Source organism: Gudongella oleilytica, from assembly GCF_004101785.1.
Taxonomy (GTDB): Bacteria; Bacillota; Clostridia; order Tissierellales; family Tissierellaceae; genus Gudongella; species Gudongella oleilytica.
On the sequence record NZ_CP035130.1, the window covers coordinates 920,979 to 938,556 of the forward strand.

Annotated in this window: 24 protein-coding genes; all 24 read left to right on the forward strand. The window is 48.7% G+C overall.

From position 1 onward, the window contains the following. The first annotated feature begins 5 nt into the window (after positions 1-5). The 24 genes from EC328_RS04195 (at position 6) to mobP3 (ending at position 17,499) form a co-directional block, all read left to right on the forward strand. Positions 6-878, forward strand: a complete 873-nt coding sequence (locus tag EC328_RS04195) for a secretion protein F (RefSeq protein WP_128425638.1) — start codon at positions 6-8, stop codon at positions 876-878. Between the two features lie 59 nt (positions 879-937). Then, positions 938-1,180 (forward strand): type II toxin-antitoxin system Phd/YefM family antitoxin, encoded by a 243-nt coding sequence (locus EC328_RS04200; protein ID WP_128425639.1) that lies wholly within the window; start codon positions 938-940, stop codon positions 1,178-1,180. Then, positions 1,177-1,551: a type II toxin-antitoxin system death-on-curing family toxin gene (locus EC328_RS04205; RefSeq protein WP_028308183.1), complete on the forward strand. Its 375-nt coding sequence runs from the start codon at positions 1,177-1,179 to the stop codon at positions 1,549-1,551. The genes EC328_RS04200 and EC328_RS04205 overlap by 4 nt, the downstream gene beginning before the upstream one ends. 70 nt (positions 1,552-1,621) lie before the next feature. Further along, positions 1,622-1,837, forward strand: a complete 216-nt coding sequence (locus EC328_RS04210; RefSeq protein ID WP_128425640.1) for a hypothetical protein — start codon at positions 1,622-1,624, stop codon at positions 1,835-1,837. Then, positions 1,831-2,229: a DUF4320 family protein gene (locus EC328_RS04215; protein WP_128425641.1), complete on the forward strand. Its 399-nt coding sequence runs from the start codon at positions 1,831-1,833 to the stop codon at positions 2,227-2,229. The genes EC328_RS04210 and EC328_RS04215 overlap by 7 nt, the downstream gene beginning before the upstream one ends. Beyond that, positions 2,217-2,771, forward strand: coding sequence for a hypothetical protein (locus EC328_RS04220; protein WP_206363916.1), 555 nt, complete (start codon positions 2,217-2,219; stop codon positions 2,769-2,771). Before EC328_RS04215 ends, EC328_RS04220 begins: the two co-directional genes overlap by 13 nt. Before the next feature lie 89 nt (positions 2,772-2,860). Then, positions 2,861-3,424 (forward strand): DUF6550 family protein, encoded by a 564-nt coding sequence (locus EC328_RS04225; protein WP_128425642.1) that lies wholly within the window; start codon positions 2,861-2,863, stop codon positions 3,422-3,424. Positions 3,425-3,499: 75 nt separating this feature from the next. After that, a complete protein-coding gene (locus tag EC328_RS04230; RefSeq protein WP_128425643.1) occupies positions 3,500-5,191 on the forward strand; it encodes a DUF8193 domain-containing protein in 1,692 nt (563 codons plus the stop codon). A gap of 93 nt (positions 5,192-5,284) precedes the next feature. After that, positions 5,285-5,626 carry a DUF3852 domain-containing protein gene (locus tag EC328_RS04235; RefSeq protein WP_128425644.1) on the forward strand — a complete coding sequence of 114 codons (342 nt, stop codon included), beginning with the start codon at positions 5,285-5,287 and terminating at the stop codon, positions 5,624-5,626. 73 nt (positions 5,627-5,699) lie between these two features. Continuing rightward, positions 5,700-6,560 carry a conjugal transfer protein TrbL family protein gene (locus EC328_RS04240; RefSeq protein WP_128425645.1) on the forward strand — a complete coding sequence of 287 codons (861 nt, stop codon included), beginning with the start codon at positions 5,700-5,702 and terminating at the stop codon, positions 6,558-6,560. Next, positions 6,557-7,126, forward strand: a complete 570-nt coding sequence (locus EC328_RS04245) for a DUF7768 domain-containing protein (protein WP_128425646.1) — start codon at positions 6,557-6,559, stop codon at positions 7,124-7,126. Before EC328_RS04240 ends, EC328_RS04245 begins: the two co-directional genes overlap by 4 nt. A 13-nt stretch (positions 7,127-7,139) precedes the next feature. Next, positions 7,140-7,442: a hypothetical protein gene (locus tag EC328_RS04250; protein WP_128425647.1), complete on the forward strand. Its 303-nt coding sequence runs from the start codon at positions 7,140-7,142 to the stop codon at positions 7,440-7,442. Continuing rightward, positions 7,439-8,029, forward strand: coding sequence for a hypothetical protein (locus EC328_RS04255; RefSeq protein WP_128425648.1), 591 nt, complete (start codon positions 7,439-7,441; stop codon positions 8,027-8,029). The genes EC328_RS04250 and EC328_RS04255 overlap by 4 nt, the downstream gene beginning before the upstream one ends. A 57-nt stretch (positions 8,030-8,086) precedes the next feature. Beyond that, a complete protein-coding gene (locus tag EC328_RS04260) occupies positions 8,087-8,857 on the forward strand; it encodes a Fic family protein (protein WP_128425649.1) in 771 nt (256 codons plus the stop codon). A 296-nt stretch (positions 8,858-9,153) separates the two neighbouring features. Beyond that, complete coding sequence (locus EC328_RS04265) at positions 9,154-10,986, forward strand: VirB4 family type IV secretion system protein (protein ID WP_206363918.1); 1,833 nt, start codon at positions 9,154-9,156, stop codon at positions 10,984-10,986. Positions 10,987-11,055: 69 nt separating this feature from the next. Beyond that, positions 11,056-12,090 carry an amidoligase family protein gene (locus tag EC328_RS04270; RefSeq protein ID WP_206363948.1) on the forward strand — a complete coding sequence of 345 codons (1,035 nt, stop codon included), beginning with the start codon at positions 11,056-11,058 and terminating at the stop codon, positions 12,088-12,090. Positions 12,091-12,105: 15 nt separating this feature from the next. After that, a complete protein-coding gene (locus EC328_RS04275) occupies positions 12,106-12,600 on the forward strand; it encodes a gamma-glutamylcyclotransferase family protein (protein ID WP_028308197.1) in 495 nt (164 codons plus the stop codon). Further along, positions 12,591-13,697, forward strand: a complete 1,107-nt coding sequence (locus tag EC328_RS04280; protein WP_206363919.1) for a M23 family metallopeptidase — start codon at positions 12,591-12,593, stop codon at positions 13,695-13,697. Before EC328_RS04275 ends, EC328_RS04280 begins: the two co-directional genes overlap by 10 nt. A 153-nt stretch (positions 13,698-13,850) precedes the next feature. Then, the gene (locus EC328_RS04285; RefSeq protein ID WP_128425652.1) at positions 13,851-14,648 is read left to right on the forward strand and encodes a Fic family protein; all 798 of its coding nucleotides are present in this window, start codon (positions 13,851-13,853) and stop codon (positions 14,646-14,648) included. A 73-nt stretch (positions 14,649-14,721) separates the two neighbouring features. Then, the gene (locus EC328_RS04290; RefSeq protein WP_128425653.1) at positions 14,722-15,099 is read left to right on the forward strand and encodes a DUF6329 domain-containing protein; all 378 of its coding nucleotides are present in this window, start codon (positions 14,722-14,724) and stop codon (positions 15,097-15,099) included. A gap of 13 nt (positions 15,100-15,112) precedes the next feature. Continuing rightward, positions 15,113-15,487 carry a DUF6103 family protein gene (locus tag EC328_RS04295; RefSeq protein WP_128425654.1) on the forward strand — a complete coding sequence of 125 codons (375 nt, stop codon included), beginning with the start codon at positions 15,113-15,115 and terminating at the stop codon, positions 15,485-15,487. A 21-nt stretch (positions 15,488-15,508) separates the two neighbouring features. Further along, positions 15,509-15,763, forward strand: a complete 255-nt coding sequence (locus EC328_RS04300) for a DUF6103 family protein (RefSeq protein ID WP_128425655.1) — start codon at positions 15,509-15,511, stop codon at positions 15,761-15,763. 417 nt (positions 15,764-16,180) lie between these two features. Continuing rightward, entirely contained in the window at positions 16,181-16,588 is a 408-nt protein-coding gene (locus EC328_RS04305) for a hypothetical protein (protein ID WP_028308203.1), read from the forward strand. A gap of 11 nt (positions 16,589-16,599) precedes the next feature. Further along, positions 16,600-17,499, forward strand: coding sequence for a MobP3 family relaxase (gene mobP3, locus EC328_RS11595; RefSeq protein ID WP_206363920.1), 900 nt, complete (start codon positions 16,600-16,602; stop codon positions 17,497-17,499). Positions 17,500-17,578 lie beyond the last annotated feature (79 nt).

Consider the following 17,578-nt stretch of genomic DNA (forward strand, 5'->3'; position numbering starts at 1 on the left):
CATACATGTTGATACTATTATTTTTATTTGCAGTCCTGCTTGCAGCAGGGCTGTTTTTTATTCTCGCGGATATGCTCAAGCTACCGACCATGGGAGCAGCCAAGGCCATGCTCAGTGCCGGTAAGCAGGACAAAAAGGCTGCCAAAACCGTGGATGTGTATTTCATGTCCGGCGCTGTCAGGCTGGCAAGATTTATTCGCCTGGATGAGTACCGCAAAAGCCGCATGTCCAACGTCCTCAAAGCGGCTGGCATCAGTATGACACCGGAGGTTTACCTTGCGTATGCCTTCGTCAAAGCAGGAGCGATCCTCCTTGGCGTGATACCCTGCCTGTTCTTGTTCCCGCTGCTTTCCCCGGTGATGGTGCTGCTCGCCGTGCTGGTCTATTTCAAGGAAACCAGAAAAGCGGATGAGCAGCTGAAGGTCAAACGGGAGCAGATCGAAAGCGAGCTGCCAAGGTTCGTGGCGACCATCGAACAGTCGCTAAAAAGCAGCCGTGATGTGCTGTCCATTCTGGAGAACTTTAAGAAAAATGCAGGCACTGCTTTTTCAAGTGAACTGGACATCGTAACTGCGGACATGCGATCATCCAGCTACGAGGCGGCGCTCACCCGATTCGAGGCAAGGCTCAATTCACCACAACTCTCTGATGTAGTGCGCGGACTCATTGGTGTATTGCGCGGCGATGACGGCGCAATCTATTTTCAGATGCTCGCCCACGATTTTAAGGTGCTGGAGCTGCAAAGACTCAAGGGTGAGGCGCAGAAGATACCGCCCAAAATCCGGATTTTCTCCTTCATTATGCTGATATGCTTCCTGTTTACCTATCTCGCCATCATCGGCTATGAGATCATCAAGTCCCTCGGCGGGATGTTTTGAAATGAAATAGGTTGAATTTATCCTATTTCTGTGTATAATAGAAGTAGGAGGTGTTATGAATGAATATCAACACAAACAGCCTTGTATCCATTACCGAGGCCAATCAGAATTTTTCCAAGGTGGCGCGCTTGGTTGATGAGAATGGTGTTGCGGTCATTTTGAAAAACAATGTGCCGCGTTATATTATCACAGAGTTCAGTGAATTTCAGGCTGAGGAAATGGCGGTTGACGAGGATGTGAAAAGTATAGCTCGTCGCCTGATCACAAAACACCGGACGGCGTTTGAGGAACTGGCTAAATGAAAAGATTAAGCATCCCGCAAATCGTGATGATGCACAGCGCGTTGATCAAGGAAACCGGAGGATTGGACGGGATTCGTGACGAGAACCTGCTGGACTCGGCGGTCAACGCTCCATTTCAGACCTTTGGCGGTGAATATGTATATAAAACACTGGAGGCGAAGGCGGCGCGTTTGGGGTATTCTTTAGTAAAAAATCATCCCTTTGTTGATGGCAACAAGAGAATCGGAATGCTTGCCATGCTGGTTTTTCTGGAAATCAATGGCATCGAGCTAACATGTTCGGATCAGGATATTATCGAAACCGGCTTAAAGCTTGCCGCCGGCGAGATGGATGATAAGCAACTCTTGGAATGGATTCTACGGCATAATTAAAGAATGGGCATGGTGAAAAAGAGCGGATAACCTCCGTTCTTTTTTTGTTGCGCTGAAAGGAGGTCTTCTGATGAACGAACAGGATTTGAAACAAAAGCTGCTGCGCTTTCAAAACCCGCTGGAGGTGGTGAGGGACCAGTGGCTGAACGAGCAGGGCACTGCTTTGGACGAGGAAAGGGGGCATGTTCTCTGTACACTTGCCGACACAAGGGATGCCGAACAAGATTACGAGCTGGGCGAAGCCTTCCGGAAACCCGGACAGGACGAGGGGGTGCGGATGTGTTAGAAAAGCTGGGGAATAAACGCGGAGAAGGGTATATCGATGTAGCCGTGTTGGTACTTTGCGCCATGCTTGTCATTGCTCTTGCCGTCAAGGTATTTCCGGTCTACATCGCCAAGAGCCAACTTGACACCTTTGCCTCGGAACTTTGCAGAGAAGCGGAGATTGCTGGCAGGGTCGGCAGCGAAACGAACCAAAGGGCGCAGGTGTTGCGGGAAAAAACAGGACTTGATCCCGCCATTTCCTGGTCAAAGACCGGCAAAATCCAGCTCAATGAAGAGTTCACGGTGACCGTTTCCATGCAGACCGACATCGGACTCTTTGGCGGTTTCGGCTCCTTTCCCATTACTCTGACCGCACAGGCGACAGGCAAAAGCGAGGTGTATTGGAAAAAATGACAAAATTATATGGTATACTAAAGGAAAAAAAAGGATCGTCATTCCCATTGGTTGTTGCCATCACCCTCGCGCTTGGCATCATCCTGTGCGGAATATCCGAATACATGAGGCTCATGATCATCGCCTCCGGTGTTCGGGATGCGGTGCAGTCTGCCATCATTTCGACAGTTAACGACAACTATGATGATGTTTACCACGGCGTTCGGGAGGGCTATGCAGGAGGGTATAAGCCAAGCGGTTCCTCATGGGAGGGCAGCATTGACTACGGCGATATTTATGAGTATCTTGACAATACCCTTGGCTTGCAAAAAAACGGCGGCTATCATGTGAAATACGCAGGCGAAGCGGTGGAATTCAAGCTCTCCGGTTTATCCGTCGATATTACTAATGTGCCCCTTGCACCCTCCGACTCCGACAGTGCGCAGGGCCTTCTCGCCGATGCGGTGTTCCGGCTGGAGGTTCCGGTGTCCTTTGGCGGCAAATCCCTGCCGCCGATGCGGATGAACCTTAAGGTGCAGGCGAAATATATGCCTTTATTTTAACTGTATCGGAATTGTAATAGACTTTTGAAAACTCTTGTGGTAGGGTGGCTTGTAAGGAACTGTAAAAATAGACAAGGAGGTAATCTCTTATGAAGAATATAACTGACAAGACAAAGAAATGGCTGACCATCGCCGGGCTTGGCATTGTGTGCGTGGTGCTGGTTATTGCAATATCCTCTCAATTTAAGACGCAAACGCCGGTGGATGACGACATAGCTCCGCCGACTGCAGTTACAGATAATAAGGTCAATCCAGGCATCGATACCGGTGATAAGGCAGAAGAAAAAGAAGTGGTCATCCAGGCCAACGAATCGGTTGCAGCGCCGACCGATGACACAGCGGCTAAGACCGATCAGCCGGTACAGAATCTTCAGCCGGAAGTGACCAAACCGGCAGCGCCGACAGAAAGCCAAAAGATCGACAAAACCCAAAAGCCCAACGGAGAAAAGGTTGACAATGTGAAAGCGGTAGACCATGACAGTGTAAAAAAACCAAATACCACGCAGTCCGGTGAGCCGCAGGGCGGTGAGAAAAAAGACGGCAAGGTTTATCTTCCCGGCTTCGGATGGGTAACTGAAACAGGAGGTTCGGGTACAACGGTAGGTGAACAAGGGGATGAGCTTACTGGCAACAAGGTTGGGACGATGGATTAACCCATTAAATTAGAATAAAGCAATCGAAGAGGCACAGTAGAAATGCTGTGCTTCTTGCTGTTTAAGGAGGTCTTTATGAAACGAAACCTTAGTATTTTTCTTATGCTGGCTTTGCTGCTGACCTTCCTGTCTCCTCTCGCCGCCTATGCCGAGGGCGAAGGGAACATTGACCATGGAGGCGGCGGGATGGGCAACGGTACCAGCGGAAACTATTGGAACCCTGGCGACGAAGGTGTGCGGGTTACGGTTGTGAGAGTAAGAGATCGTGCGGTGGTCACCACACCCATTGATTTTACCAACAAAAATCCCGATAACATCCAGGCACACTTTGGAAAGGTCAGCAAAATATCTTATACAAAAGGTTTTTCTCTGACACCTAATCCACAAGCATACACCTATGTCAACCCTGCAAAAGCAATTCCGAGAATTATTAGCTCTGGCAGCGGCAATGCAAACATTGAAGCCATAAAAAGCTATTTTACAGATGAACTCGTTATCAGATACATTGCCGATGTTACCGGCTTCAATTACGACACCCTCATCAGCGGTGACTACAAAATACTGTTAGAGCCAGTTGCATATATGACCTTTCAAGGCGTAAGGATTGCTGTGACTGCAACAGAAGCTGCCCTTTATGACGAGCAGCTCGGCGGTGGTTTAAGAAGCAAAATGGCTTCTCTTTCACACCAAAATCTACCCCTTGCCATGTTTCTGGAAACGCCTGATCTTGGCTATCCCGCATGGTCTGGTTCTACGACAACTGCTGCCTCCAACACGGATATCATCTCGTCTCTTGGCCTTGGCATTGTACGGTTCAGCGAGGCAGAGCCTCCCCAAGTGAGCAGCTACGATTACACTTATCGTGTTAATACCGAGGTCATTACTTCGGTCACGGTCAGCGGAGGCCAGGCTGATCCCGACAATCCTGTATCGGTACGCTTTACCATCGGAGGCAAAACCTACACGGTAAACAACGTATATTATCCGGATGGTGACAGCCAGCTTGTGTGGGTGCGCTGGACGACACCTTCCACACCGCAGACCATGACAATAACTGTGTCTGTAACCGGCAGAGGCAGGGCAAGCCAAGGAACCATCACCGCAAATATTGTGGATCTGTCGGGCAATGATCCGCCAAACCCCGTTGCAGATGATCGCAATGATTCCTACTCTAAACCGAGCGTCCCGAGCAAACCACAGGTAACATCCACCTTATGGGGCGTGTGGCGTCCTTGGTGGCAGGAGTATTGGGTGTGGCACTCCACCGGCGAAGATTCAGGCTATTGGTGCGATCACGGCTGGTGGGAGTTTGATTATGACTCCTACAGGGCAGATCTCTCAGCTTCCATGAGCATCATTCCCGATGCTAAAGCACCAACCGCATCGGGGAAAACCATGAAAAGCGGATATGGCATCAACCAAACCGTGACTGCCAATGTCAGCACCAATCAGTCCTGGGCGGTGACCGGCGTACAGACTGCCATAACTTACTTTCCGGAGTTTCAGTACAAAACCTACTGGCGCTTACTGGAGCCAACAAGCAGCGGCTACAGTGCCAAATTCGAGTTTGCTAAAAACAAGTACTCGACCTATAACCGGCGCACCCATTTCACCCCAATTTGGATGCCGGATGGAAGCTACACCCCGTATACGTACCTAATTGACTGCTGGACACCGCAGGGGATGCTCTCTATGAACCTAACAGACTCAGTGAACATAAGCGGAAGCTTATGGGATGACTGGCACATCGCGCCCGTAAAACCTTAAAAAAATCATCAGAAAAAGAATAGGATCGCAAGGCGTGAAAAGCCCTGCGGTCTTTTCTTTTTCAGCAATAAAGGATGAAAGGTGGAAAAATTGATGAAAAAAAAGAAAAAGCTCTTGTACCTTTTTTGCGTCACCCTTGTCCTTATCAGCGTTTTCTGCATGACCGCCTATGCCGCTCCTACCGGCGATGTTGCGGGAGCCATAGAAAGCACATGGAAGGACGCATCCGCGCAGATTAAAACCGTGGTCAACAAGGTTGTTTTCCCTGCAATCGACCTGATTCTTGCTGTGTTTTTCTTCGCCAAACTGGGGATGGCGTACTTCGACTATAGAAAACACGGAATGTTTGAGTGGACGGCTCCTGCTATTCTCTTCGCCTGCTTGATATTTACCCTCACAGCGCCTCTTTATATTTGGCAGATTCTTGGCATGTAACAGCAGCAAAATTGTGCAGGGAGTCTGTGTAAGAGCAGGCTCTCAATCTTTTCCGAAAGGAGTGAACTTATAAATGTTCATATGGGATTTTGCTGCTGACACTGTCCTCGGACAGATTATGGACTGGATCTATGCTCAGATAATTGGCTTTCTTGGTGAATTCTTCGCTATGATGGGCAACATGGGAGCCGAGCTGTTCGAGATGAGCTGGGTGCAGGCTATTGTGCTGTTCTTTTCCTATCTTGCATGGGCGCTTTATGGGACAGGGCTTGTGGTTTCCGCCTTTGAATGCGGTATTGAATACCAAAGCGGCAGGGGCAGCATCAAGGACACAGCTTTAAATGCCATCAAAGGCTTTATGGCTGTTAGCCTGTTTACCATTGTGCCGGTGGAACTGTACAAGCTGGCGATTACCCTGCAGGGCGCCTTCACATCCGGCATCACAGGACTTGCGGCGGCAGACAGCAGCATCAGCACCATGGCTGCCGCTGCCCTTGCCAGCATAGGCGATGTTTTAGTTAGTCCCATTATGGGGATATTCTGTTTGATCTTCATGGGCTATGCGGTAATCAAAGTGTTTTTTGCCAACCTCAAGAGAGGGGGAATTCTGCTCATCCAGATTGCCGTGGGCAGCCTGTATATGTTCAGTGTCACCAGAGGATATATCGACGGATTCGTATCATGGTGCAAGCAGGTGGTGGGTTTATGCCTGACCGCATTTTTGCAGGCGACCATCCTCATTGCAGGGCTCATGGTGTTTAACAGCAACATGCTTCTAGGCCTTGGCCTTATGCTTGCAGCTTCAGAGATACCACGGATTGCCGGGCAATTCGGACTTGACACCAGCACCAGGGGCAACCTCATGAGTACCATGTATGCGGCGCAGACTGCGATGAACATAACGCGCACAGTGGTAAGGGCGGTGGCAAAATGACGGACATGATGCTGGTCTATATTTGTTCTCCCTATGCCGGAGATATTGAATATAACACCAAAAGGGCAATAGCATATTGCCGCTATGCCGCAGACTGTGGCGTAATTCCCCTGGCTCCACATTTGCTGCTGACGAGATTTCTCTGTGAATCAAATCCGGCAGAACGAGAGCTGGGAATCAAAATGGGGCTTAGGCTTCTTGCCTTATGCTCCGAGCTGTGGGTGTTCGGCGACCGGATATCCGAGGGTATGCGGCGTGAAATTCAGGAAGCCGAAAGGCTCGGGATTAAAATCATTTATCAAGATTCAAATAAAATTCAGGGAGTGATGAACGTGAAGCGATGGGGAATTTGGGCAAAGCGCAGTGCTGCCTCTATCTTCGGCGTTGCTGAAGATTGGCTCAAATCGGAAGGAAAAGTGCAAATCTTTGATACTTATGAGGAAGCTGCCGAGAAAGCAAGCACACTTATGAAAAACATTGGCACGGCAAATGTCTCCTACTATCCCAAGGAAATAGAAATTGAACTAAATGAAGATCAATCCCCTGGCATAAACATGAAGCTATAAGGAGGCGCAGAGTATGTATATTTACCCGGATAATTTAAAATCCAAGGCGGTATTGTGGCTGTGGCAGCTTCGGGATATCGGCATCATCGGCATAGGATGTGTTGTTTCTGTTTTTGCGCTTGTACAGCTCGGCATCCTTCTTCCGATAGTGGCAACTGCCCTCTATGCCTTTTTAACCATCCGTTTTGAGGACACCTCTATCCTCGATTTTATCAAGTATGCCTGTGCCTTTTTTATAACCAAACAGCAGTTATTTGAATGGAAGCTTCAACCCGCTGTCCATTCAGAACCAAATAGAAAGCAGGTGGACAAATGAGCAGAAAAGAAAAAAAGAAAGCCAAACAAAAGCTCTCCACACGGCAGCTCATAAACACAAAGGCCATCACTGACTACAGCCTTTTGACTTACGGTCACGACGAACTGGTATATTTTATCATCAAGCCGTCCAACATCTCGGTTCTGTCGGAAGCCAGTATCGCCGCCCGAATCTATGCTCTTATGACTGTTCTGAAAGGCATGGCTGAGATTGAAATGCTGTGTCTTAACAGCCGTGAAAACTTTGAGGACAACAAGCGTTTTTTGCGAAACCGCATTGAACAGGAGGATAACTCTACTGTCCGAAAGCTTTTGGAGGCAGACTTGACCTTCCTTGACCGTATACAGGTGCAGATGGCGACCGCCCGTGAATTCCTCATTGTTATTCGGTTGCGGGATGAAAAAACGAACGAAGTGTTCCCGTATTTAAACCGTATTGAAAAAACTCTGCGAGAGCAGGGCTTTTCCGTTAAAAGGGCCGAAAAAGAGGACATCAAAAGAATCCTCGCCGTGTACTTTGAGCAGAACGTGACTACCGAAAAATTTGAGGACTTCGATGGTGAGAGATGGGTGATTTTTGGTGACTAAATGGAAGTTTTTGTGGTATAATTAAATGATAAATACAATGAAAACAGGTGAATAAAGATGGATATATACAGATTACTTGACTTATATAAGGCTGCCATAGATGAGCGCAGACCCTTCGAGGGTGAGATGCTGGCACAACTTAAAGAATACTATCGTATCGGACTCACTTGGTCATCCAATGCGCTTGAGGGAAATACCCTTACGGAAAGTGAAACCAAAGTGCTGCTTGAGGATGGATTGACTGTTGGCGGTAAACCCTTGCGCTATACCTTTGAGGCAATCGGTCACGCTAAAGCCTATGATTTCATGTTCACCCTGCTTAAAAATAGAACCATCACGGAAAGAGATGTTCTGACAATGCATCAAATGTTTTATGAGAATATAGAGAAAGAATATGCCGGAAGATACCGTGACATGGATGTTTTCATCAGCGGCTCCAGATATCCTGTGGCAGAAACAAATCGCATACAGGAAGAAATGGATGGACTTTTTCAGTGGATTGCAACCGAAAGAGAGAAGTTTCATCCGGTAGTGTTTGCAGCACAGCTCCATAAAAGATTTGTCTTCATTCATCCGTTTAAAGACGGAAATGGCAGAATTGCGAGGCTCATTATGAACACCGCACTGATACAGGATGGATATCTTTTGGCTGTAATTCCTCCAGTGCTTAGACATGAATACATTGAACTTCTTGAAAAAGCCCATAGAGATGACAAACCTTTTGTACAGTTTATTGCAGAGCGGGTTATTGAATCCCAAAAGGAAATCATGCGGCTTTTGCACATACCAATTCCAAAGCTGGACAGCGGCATGGATATGCAGCTGTAGCATAGATATATCAAATTATGAGGAAATTCCACCGGATGACGATGAAATACCAGGCGAAAATCGTTTGGTGTTTTATTTTTGCCTTTTTTAAGGCTGCAGCCATGTTCTCTATCCCTATTAATGAAGGGTGAGGCTGCTCTTTATCTATTTTCTCCTATGGACTTCCACTGCTTCTTCGTTTATTGTGTGTGCTGAGGTGATTAGGATGGCAGTTGTACAGGATATTTGTGGGAGGCTTGCCCTAAAAATTCAGGCAGGTCTTTTTTATTTGTTTTTCGAGGAGAGGAGATGATGCAATGTCAAAAGCAAATCGAATGAATACTGCCGTGGCGCAGGAGGACGTCCGCATACAGGAATTCCTGGACATGATCGCACCGTCGGTCATCAAATTCAACACCGACCACTTCATCTGCGGCAATACCTACCGCTGTGTGTGGGCGCTTCGCGAGTACCCCACAGCCACGGAGGAACAGGCAATCCTGCGCCACCTTGGGGAAAAGGACGGCGTCACTTTAAAGATTTACGCCCGTCACGTCACCCCTGTTGAGGAAAAGAAGATCATTAGCAATGCCGCCAACAAGAACCGCATGAAGCGGAGCAACACCAATGACCTCCAGCAGACCGTCACCGCTGAGAGCAACCTGCAGGATGTGGCTTCCATCGTAGCCAGCATGCACCGGAACAAAGAACCGCTGCTCCATGCTGCCGTCTACATTGAGCTTTTAGCATACGACCTTGAGCAGTTAAAGCTGCTGCAGACCGAGGTGCTGACCGAACTGATCCGTTCTAAGCTCAACGTTGATCGACTCATGCTCCGCCAGCAGCAGGGCTTTATATGCGTGATGCCTTCCGGCTGGAATGTGTTCGGAGATCAGTTTGAACGGGTGCTGCCGGCATCCTCCGTTGCCAACCTTTATCCTTTTAACTACTCCGGCAAGACCGATGCCAACGGCTTCTACCTGGGCAGGGACAAGTTCGGCAGCAACATTCTCGTGGATTTTAACAAACGTGCCGAGGACAAGACCAATGCCAACATTCTCATTCTTGGCAACTCAGGACAAGGAAAGTCCTACCTCCTGAAGCTCATTCTATGCAACATGCGGCAGTCCGGCATGCATGTACTGGCGCTTGATCCGGAGATGGAATATGAGGAACTAACCAACAGCCTTGGCGGCTGCTTTATTGACTTAATGTCCGGCGAATATATCATCAATGTGCTGGAACCGAAAACATGGGATGAAAACGGCGATCCCAGGGATGCTGAAGCTCCCCAGGCGTTCCGGCAGACCTCCAAACTCAGCCAGCACATCAGCTTTCTCAAGGACTTTTTCAGAACCTACAAGGATTTTGACGACCGGCAGATCGACACCATTGAAATCATGCTGGGGAAGCTGTATGAGCAATGGGGCATCACGGACCACAGCAGCTTTGACCGGCTTAAATCCACCGATTATCCCATCCTGTCCAACCTGTATGAGCTGATTGAAAACGAATACAAAACCTTTGATGAAAGCAAACGCCAGCTTTATACCGCAGAAATCCTGCAGCAAATCTGCCTTGGACTCCACTCCCTATGCAAGGGTGCGGAGTCTAAATTTTTTAACGGGCATACCAACATCACCAGCAGCCATTTCATCACCTTCGGTGTGAAAGGACTGCTGCAGGCAAGCAAAAATATCCGCAACGCCCTGCTGTTTAACGTGCTGTCCTTCATGTCCAACGAGCTTTTAACCAAGGGCAATACGGTAGCAAGCATCGATGAGTTTTACCTGTTTCTTACCAACCTCACAGCGGTTGAGTATATCCGCAACTTTATGAAGCGTGTCCGCAAAAAGGACAGCGCCGTGATCCTTGCCAGCCAGAACCTGGAGGATTTCAATATTGACGGCATCCGGGAGTATACCAAGCCTTTGTTTTCCATACCGACTCATGCCTTCCTCTTTAATGCCGGAAACATTGATGCCAAATTCTACATCGATACCCTGCAGCTGGAGCAGAGCGAATATAACCTGATCCGCTACCCGCAGCGCGGTGTGTGTCTCTACAAATGCGGCAATGAGCGGTATAACCTCATGGTGACCGCGCCGGAACACAAGGCAAGGCTCTTTGGAAAGGCGGGCGGCAGATGATCAAAAACCGGAGAAATCCAGTATGGGCGAAACGCCTGTGCTACGGCAAGGGGGTGAAGGTTTTTGGAGATGAAGGACCAGCGCTTCGGCATCGAAATCGAATTGACGGGACTGTCCCGTCTGCGCGCTGCCCAGGTCATGGCGGAATACTTCGGCACGCCGGTTTCCCATGACGGGGGCTATTACGGCATCTATTCTGTCCTGGACGGCCAAAGCCGCCGGTGGAAGGTCATGAGCGACGGCAGCATCACTACAGAGAAAAAAGAAGGGCGGCGGATTATTCCGGCCGACAGCACCTACAGCGTGGAACTGGTCAGTCCCATTTGCAAATATGAGGATATTGAAACCATCCAGGAGATTGTGCGGAAACTCCGGGCTGCCGGAGCCATCGCCAATGCAAGCTGCGGCATCCATGTTCATGTGGATGCGTCACCTCACAATGCCAACACCCTGCGCAATATTACCAACATCATGGCCAGCAAGGAGGACTTGATCTATAAGGCGCTGCAGGTCAATGTGGCAAGAGAGCGGAGCTACTGCAAAAAGGTGGAGCAAAGTTTTTTAGAAGAACTCAACCGTAAAAAACCGAAAACCTTGGAGGATGTCAGCAGGATCTGGTACAACGGCAATGATGGCAGGCATCAGCATTACCACAACAGCCGGTACCACTGCCTCAATCTCCACAGTGTGTTTCAAAAAGGCACGATCGAGTTCAGGTTGTTTAACAGCACCACCCACGCCGGAAAGATCAAAGCATATATCCAGCTCTGCCTCGCCATCAGCCACCAGGCGCTCACCCAACGCTGCGCCAGCCGGGCCAAAACCCAAAGCACCAATGAAAAATATACCTTCCGCACCTGGCTTCTCAGACTCGGCTTAATCGGCGATGAATTCAAAACCGCACGGCTGCATTTGCTGGAGCATCTGGACGGCTGCATCGCCTGGAAAGACCCCCAGCAGGCCGAGCGGCAAAAGGAACGATTAAGGCAGAATAAAGAAAAAGAACGAGCGCAAGCGATTACAGAAGCTTCAGCAGAACAAAATCATGAGGACATCGAACAGACCGAGGCCGAAGAATCCCCCGGTCTTTCTATGTCCATGTAGGAGGACTGATCAAACATGAAAAGCAAAACCTTGTACATTGCTTACGGAAGCAATCTCAACCTGCAGCAGATGGCATTTAGATGCCCCACTGCCAAGGTAATCGGGGCAAGTAAAATCAAGGATTATGAGCTGCTGTTCCGTGGCGGTCGCAGAGGTTCGGTAGCAACGGTAGAACCGCTCAAGGGCAGCCATGTTCCTGTTCTTTTATGGGAACTGAAAGAAAAAGACCTGCAGGCCCTTGACCGTTATGAGGGGTATCCCCATTTTTACCGCAAGGAAATCCTCGATGTCGAGCTTAACGGCAAGACCATTTCTGCGATGGTTTATATCATGAATGACGGACATCCCTTCGGATCTCCGTCCGATTACTATCTTAATGCCATCATGGAGGGCTACAAAAGCGCAGGTTTCGATACCGAGTACCTGGAGCAGGCGGTGGAAAAATCTATCCGGCTTGCTAAGGAACAACAGCCGGAACAGGAAAATCTGTTTGACTTGAAATGGTGGTGATGGTTATGGCTGATCCGGCTACCATTACCCTCGCTGGTAAAGCGGCGGTCGCTGCGGCAGCCGACAGGCGGACATGGAAAGTCCTTGGCGTCCTCATCGCTGCCATTCTTACACCGTTGATTCTGGCCATCGTGATGATCGTGAGCCTGCTCTCCGCCGCAGCAGATCATAACAATGCAGCCATAGACCTGTGCTTTAATGGCGGTGCGATCTCTTCCCAAATGCCGGAGGATTACGCCGCCTATATCCGGGATATGCAGGACAGCTTCGCCATGCTTGACACCGTCATCTCCGATATATCATCACTGGTGGAGGACGGCAGTATCGACAGCACAAGGGTTAAGGCAATTTTCTATTCTCTGTTCTTCGGCACTGAAAATCTGCAGATGGATAGCTCGGACTACCGTGCCTTTGCTGACTGCTTTGTCCGTTATGAAACCCGCACCCGAACCGTGGACAATGGCGATGGCACAACCTCGGAGGAAGAATACACCGTGGCTGTGCCGCTTAAATCACTGCCGGAAATTTACGGAAACCTTCAGAGCGCCCTCGGCAGGACCATCAGCTATGAGGAACAGGCCAACGCTTCGGAGATTTACTACCGCATTGACTACGGGGGCAGTGTCCCCACCTATGGAGAAGAATTTGATGCTTGGGTAAACGGACTGCCGTTGTCCGATGCACCCTTTACCGGCGTGGATGGCTTCTGTTCTCCCCTCGGTGAAAACTGGCGCAGCATGGTAACATCGGAATTTGGTTACAGAACTGATCCCTTCACCGGCCAACACAAGGGACACTCCGGACTGGACATGGGCGCGCCCGAAGGCACACCGATCCGTGCAGCCCTTGATGGTACGGTGCTGTTTGTGCGCTATAAGAATACAGGCTACGGCTATCATCTGGCCATCGACCACGGCGGCGGTTTCGTCACAATATATGCCCATTGCTCCAAAATCCTTGTCACTGAGGGGCAAACCGTGAAGGCGGGCGACATCATCGCACAGGTCGGTTCCACAGGCCGGAGTACCGGAGAGCACTTGCACTTTGAGGTACGAGTGAACGGTGAAAAGCAAAACCCAAGAAACTATCTGCCGTAAGCATGGTGAAAAACGATGCTGCGGATTAGAAAAATGAGTGGCTCCGATGGCGAGTCTTCCTGTTAGAATAAACCTATAGCCTTCGTAATTCTGTCTAAGCTTATTAAAAGTGTGGTATAATGAAACAAATATTGTAAAAAAGGAGGAATGCGCTTGGATCAATATAACCGGGCTGTTGAACTGTGGCAGTCATACAAAATTGCGTCCGCCGCTGATTTAGATAAATATCTTGACAGTTTCCGCATCCTGTTTGCGTTTCATTCCGGGAAAATAGAGAACGAGGAAATCACCTACCACGATACAAGAGAAATCTTTGAAAACGGCAGGGTTGTGGGCTACACCGGGAGTCCCCGCGCTCTGTTTGAGCAGCAAAACCAAAAGCTGTGCTATGAGTTTTTGAAAGAAAAAATCGTGAAAAAGGAGCCTCTCAGCATAGAGTTGGTTAAGGAAATTCACAAGGTTCTCACCAGCGGGACATACGATGAGCGAAAGTTTATTGAAAATGAGGAACGGCCAGGCGAATTTAAAAAGCACGATTATGTAACCGGCGTCCATGAGGTGGGCTCCGCTGCGGAAGATGTTGAAAACGACCTGACGGAACTGATTGCCGAAGTCAACGCCTATGAGGGCAAAGATGTCTTAAAAGCCGCCGCCTATCTTCACGCCAGGTTTGAATACATCCATCCCTTCGCAGACGGCAACGGGCGTGTGGGCAGGACGCTCATGAATTACTATCTCATGACCCATAACCACCCGCCCCTTATCGTCTATAACGAGGATAAGCGGATGTATTACGAGTGCCTGCAAAAGTATGATGAAGCCGAGGACTTAAATTCTCTCTATGAGTTTCTCAAATATGAAACGGAAAAAACATGGGAAAAGGCCTTGGCTCTTGCCAATGGCGTGAAGCAGGAACGTAAAGGTTTGTCAGATTTTACCCAGAGTATGTAGCCAACAGAATAATTTAGAAGCGAAAGTCATCTCGAAAAGGGATGGCTTTTTTTGTTTACCAAGGAGGGAAAAAATGTTAAAGAGCAAAGCTATCTTTGAAAGAAAAACCGCTGACTTTCAGCCCAGGGACTGTGTGATTGAAAAAATTATTGAGCTTAATTCTCGGGAGTACGATACGTTTTCCAAGAATATGCTGGCGGATTACGACTTTATCAAGGACAACATCGACCTCATGTATGTGGACCAAGAGGGGACATATCACTGCTTGCTGGTAGTTGGTGAGAACAGGTCCGATGGCATTCTCATCGAATCGGAAGGAAGCAGTTACGCCCGCTACGCTGCTTTCCTGCCCAACGCCTGTGATTTTCTTGTTGCGCATCAGGAGCAAACTCAAGGGCTTCATGATGCAAAGCCGGAGCTGGAATCTACCGGCATGAAAATGAATTTATAGGAGGAAAAGAGCCATGAGAGAAACGGAACTGAAGATACTGTTCCCTACGGAGAAGCTGGATGCACTCCGTTTTTTTATGGGCAAAAAGGAGCTGACTGTTGAGCAGGAGCTGAAGGATTACCTTCATAAAACCTATGAAAAAGTTGTTCCGACACACGTCCGAGAATATGTGGAAAGCAAGCTTGACCAAGCATCGCTGCAAGAGGAAACGTCTGAACAGAGAGCTCAGGAGCAGCAGCCGGAGCCACAAAGGGAACGCCAGTCAAGACAAACCCGCCGCCAGCGTGAGCAGGCGGTAGCTGAATCAGCGACACTATCTTCGCAGGCCAGACAGCCGGAGCCGCCGGAAGAACCGGAAGAATCCCAGGGCATAAGCATGAGTATGTAAATTCGAAAGGAGAGATTCACAATGAAACAAGCAACCCTGCAAATCAAATTTGATGAAGAAAAGCTGAACGCTATCAAGCAGTACATGGGTAAAAAGGATGCCGACCTTCAGACGGAGCTGGACGACGTGATGCAAAAGCTCTACGAAAAGCACGTCCCCGCCCCAGTTCGTGAGTACATTGAAAGCCGGGATTCCAGGGTGCAGGAAAAGCCGAAAAGACCGTCCCGGCCTTCCTCTACGGCTGCTGCCAATAACGACAGCAACACTACCGTGTAAATAGCATACAAAAAGCCACATATTTGGCGGCTGTGTGCCCTTGTGCAGCCTTTTCAGGGGGAGGATGGCATCTATATACCTTTGGGCAGTTTTCCGCCCCTTGTTAGGGCTTGTTGAGAGCATAAAGAAGACGGCAGCAGGCATGGCTTTTATTATCCTCAGCAGGGGTGAACCATGGGGTCGAAAACGGTGCAGGTTAAAGAGGGGTGGTCGCAGGCGACCTCCCCTCGAATCACATCAGCCCGCAATGCGGACTGAAAGGCTTTAAGACAGGTGCACCTAAATAGGGCTGCGGTTACCTCGCGGGTGGTCGGAAATCCGGGTTTTTCCCGCATGCAAAGGCTTTTGCAGGTACACCTCACAGGTGGTTGCCGAATATATGAATGGAATCAAGACAAGGAACGGAGGTGGTTGAGAGTGGCAGAGGAGAATAAAAAGAGAATTCCCCTGTGGCTGTATCCTGAAACCATAAAAAAGACAGACGAGCTTTTCCCGAAGGATAACTGCAAAAGCCGGAGCGAGTTTATAGAAAAGGCCATTCACTTTTACAGCGGATATATCACATCCGGTGAAAACAACAAATATCTTCCTAGTGCAATTACTTCCACCCTTTCCGGTATTGTTGAAAGCTCTGAGAACCGTATTGCACGGCTGCTTTTCAAGCTGGCGGTGGAGATGTCCATGATGATGAATGTCCTTGCGTCTACCGCCGAGATCGATGAAACCCTGCTGCAAAAGCTCCGTGGGAAATGCATCAACGATGTAAAAAAGACCATCGGCTCCGTCACCTTTGAGGAGGCAGTGAAATATCAAAAGGGTAAGTAAGGTGATATGCTATGCCCAGGATCATATTCAAATGCCGGTACTTAAAAAATGCACCCAAAGCACATTTGGCCAATCTGGTAGAATATGTGGCCACCCGTGAGGGAGTCGAAAAAATTGATGACAGTTTCAGAACTCTTCCTGCAACAAAAAATCAGCAGCAGCTAATTTCTGAAATCCTGAAAATGCTGCCGGATACTGCTGACATATTCGAGTACGAGGACTATCTGAAAAAACCTACCAGGGAAAATGCATCAGAGTTTATTTCTATTGCTCTTGAAAACAATCTCGATCTGATCGGCAAAAAGAAAAACTTTGTAGACTACATCGCCAATCGTCCGAGAGTTGAAAAGTTCGGCAGCCACGGACTCTTTACGGATGAAGGTGTACCTGTTGTACTATCAAAAGTTGCTGATGAAGTATCAAACCATTCCGGAAATGTGTGGACCAATATTGTATCCCTCCGGCGCGAAGATGCAGAGAGGCTGGGATATGACTGCGCAAAACCGTGGCAGGATTTGATCAGGGCACAACGGAATATCATTGCGGAAAATATGAAGATCGCTCCGGAAAATTTGCGATGGTATGCTGCTTTTCACAATGAGAGCCATCACCCGCACATCCACCTGATTGCTTACTCCATCAATCCCAAAGAAGCCTATGTCACAAAGCAAGGGATAGAAAACATGCGGGGAAGTCTTGCACGGGAAATCTTCCGCCAGGACTTGATGCAGATTTATGAGAAGCAGACTGAACGACGCAATGCCCTGAATAGACAGAGCCGTGAGGCCATGCAGGACATCATTGCTCAAATTCGTGCAGGGGTATGTGAGAATAAAAATATAGAGGAATTGATTGCCCGCCTTGCTGAAAAGCTCAAGCTACTTCCGGCAAGAAGCAATACGGTTATCTGAAGGCTCCCCTCAAGGCACTCGTTAATCAGATTGTCGATGAGCTTGCAAAGGATGAAAGAGTAACAGAGCTTTACAGCAG

Excerpts from the sequence above, each read along its gene's own strand:
- EC328_RS04195 (WP_128425638.1), top strand. The coding sequence starts at position 6 with ATGTTGATACTATTATTTTTATTTGCAGTCCTGCTTGCAGCAGGGCTG.
- EC328_RS04200 (WP_128425639.1), top strand. The coding sequence starts at position 938 with ATGAATATCAACACAAACAGCCTTGTATCCATTACCGAGGCCAATCAG.
- EC328_RS04205 (WP_028308183.1), top strand. The coding sequence starts at position 1,177 with ATGAAAAGATTAAGCATCCCGCAAATCGTGATGATGCACAGCGCGTTG.
- EC328_RS04210 (WP_128425640.1), top strand. The coding sequence starts at position 1,622 with ATGAACGAACAGGATTTGAAACAAAAGCTGCTGCGCTTTCAAAACCCG.
- EC328_RS04225 (WP_128425642.1), top strand. The coding sequence starts at position 2,861 with ATGAAGAATATAACTGACAAGACAAAGAAATGGCTGACCATCGCCGGG.
- EC328_RS04230 (WP_128425643.1), top strand. The coding sequence starts at position 3,500 with ATGAAACGAAACCTTAGTATTTTTCTTATGCTGGCTTTGCTGCTGACC.
- EC328_RS04235 (WP_128425644.1), top strand. The coding sequence starts at position 5,285 with ATGAAAAAAAAGAAAAAGCTCTTGTACCTTTTTTGCGTCACCCTTGTC.
- EC328_RS04240 (WP_128425645.1), top strand. The coding sequence starts at position 5,700 with ATGTTCATATGGGATTTTGCTGCTGACACTGTCCTCGGACAGATTATG.
- EC328_RS04245 (WP_128425646.1), top strand. The coding sequence starts at position 6,557 with ATGACGGACATGATGCTGGTCTATATTTGTTCTCCCTATGCCGGAGAT.
- EC328_RS04250 (WP_128425647.1), top strand. The coding sequence starts at position 7,140 with ATGTATATTTACCCGGATAATTTAAAATCCAAGGCGGTATTGTGGCTG.
- EC328_RS04255 (WP_128425648.1), top strand. The coding sequence starts at position 7,439 with ATGAGCAGAAAAGAAAAAAAGAAAGCCAAACAAAAGCTCTCCACACGG.
- EC328_RS04260 (WP_128425649.1), top strand. The coding sequence starts at position 8,087 with ATGGATATATACAGATTACTTGACTTATATAAGGCTGCCATAGATGAG.
- EC328_RS04265 (WP_206363918.1), top strand. The coding sequence starts at position 9,154 with ATGTCAAAAGCAAATCGAATGAATACTGCCGTGGCGCAGGAGGACGTC.
- EC328_RS04270 (WP_206363948.1), top strand. The coding sequence starts at position 11,056 with ATGAAGGACCAGCGCTTCGGCATCGAAATCGAATTGACGGGACTGTCC.
- EC328_RS04275 (WP_028308197.1), top strand. The coding sequence starts at position 12,106 with ATGAAAAGCAAAACCTTGTACATTGCTTACGGAAGCAATCTCAACCTG.
- EC328_RS04280 (WP_206363919.1), top strand. The coding sequence starts at position 12,591 with ATGGTGGTGATGGTTATGGCTGATCCGGCTACCATTACCCTCGCTGGT.
- EC328_RS04290 (WP_128425653.1), top strand. The coding sequence starts at position 14,722 with ATGTTAAAGAGCAAAGCTATCTTTGAAAGAAAAACCGCTGACTTTCAG.
- EC328_RS04295 (WP_128425654.1), top strand. The coding sequence starts at position 15,113 with ATGAGAGAAACGGAACTGAAGATACTGTTCCCTACGGAGAAGCTGGAT.
- EC328_RS04300 (WP_128425655.1), top strand. The coding sequence starts at position 15,509 with ATGAAACAAGCAACCCTGCAAATCAAATTTGATGAAGAAAAGCTGAAC.
- mobP3 (WP_206363920.1), top strand. The coding sequence starts at position 16,600 with ATGCCCAGGATCATATTCAAATGCCGGTACTTAAAAAATGCACCCAAA.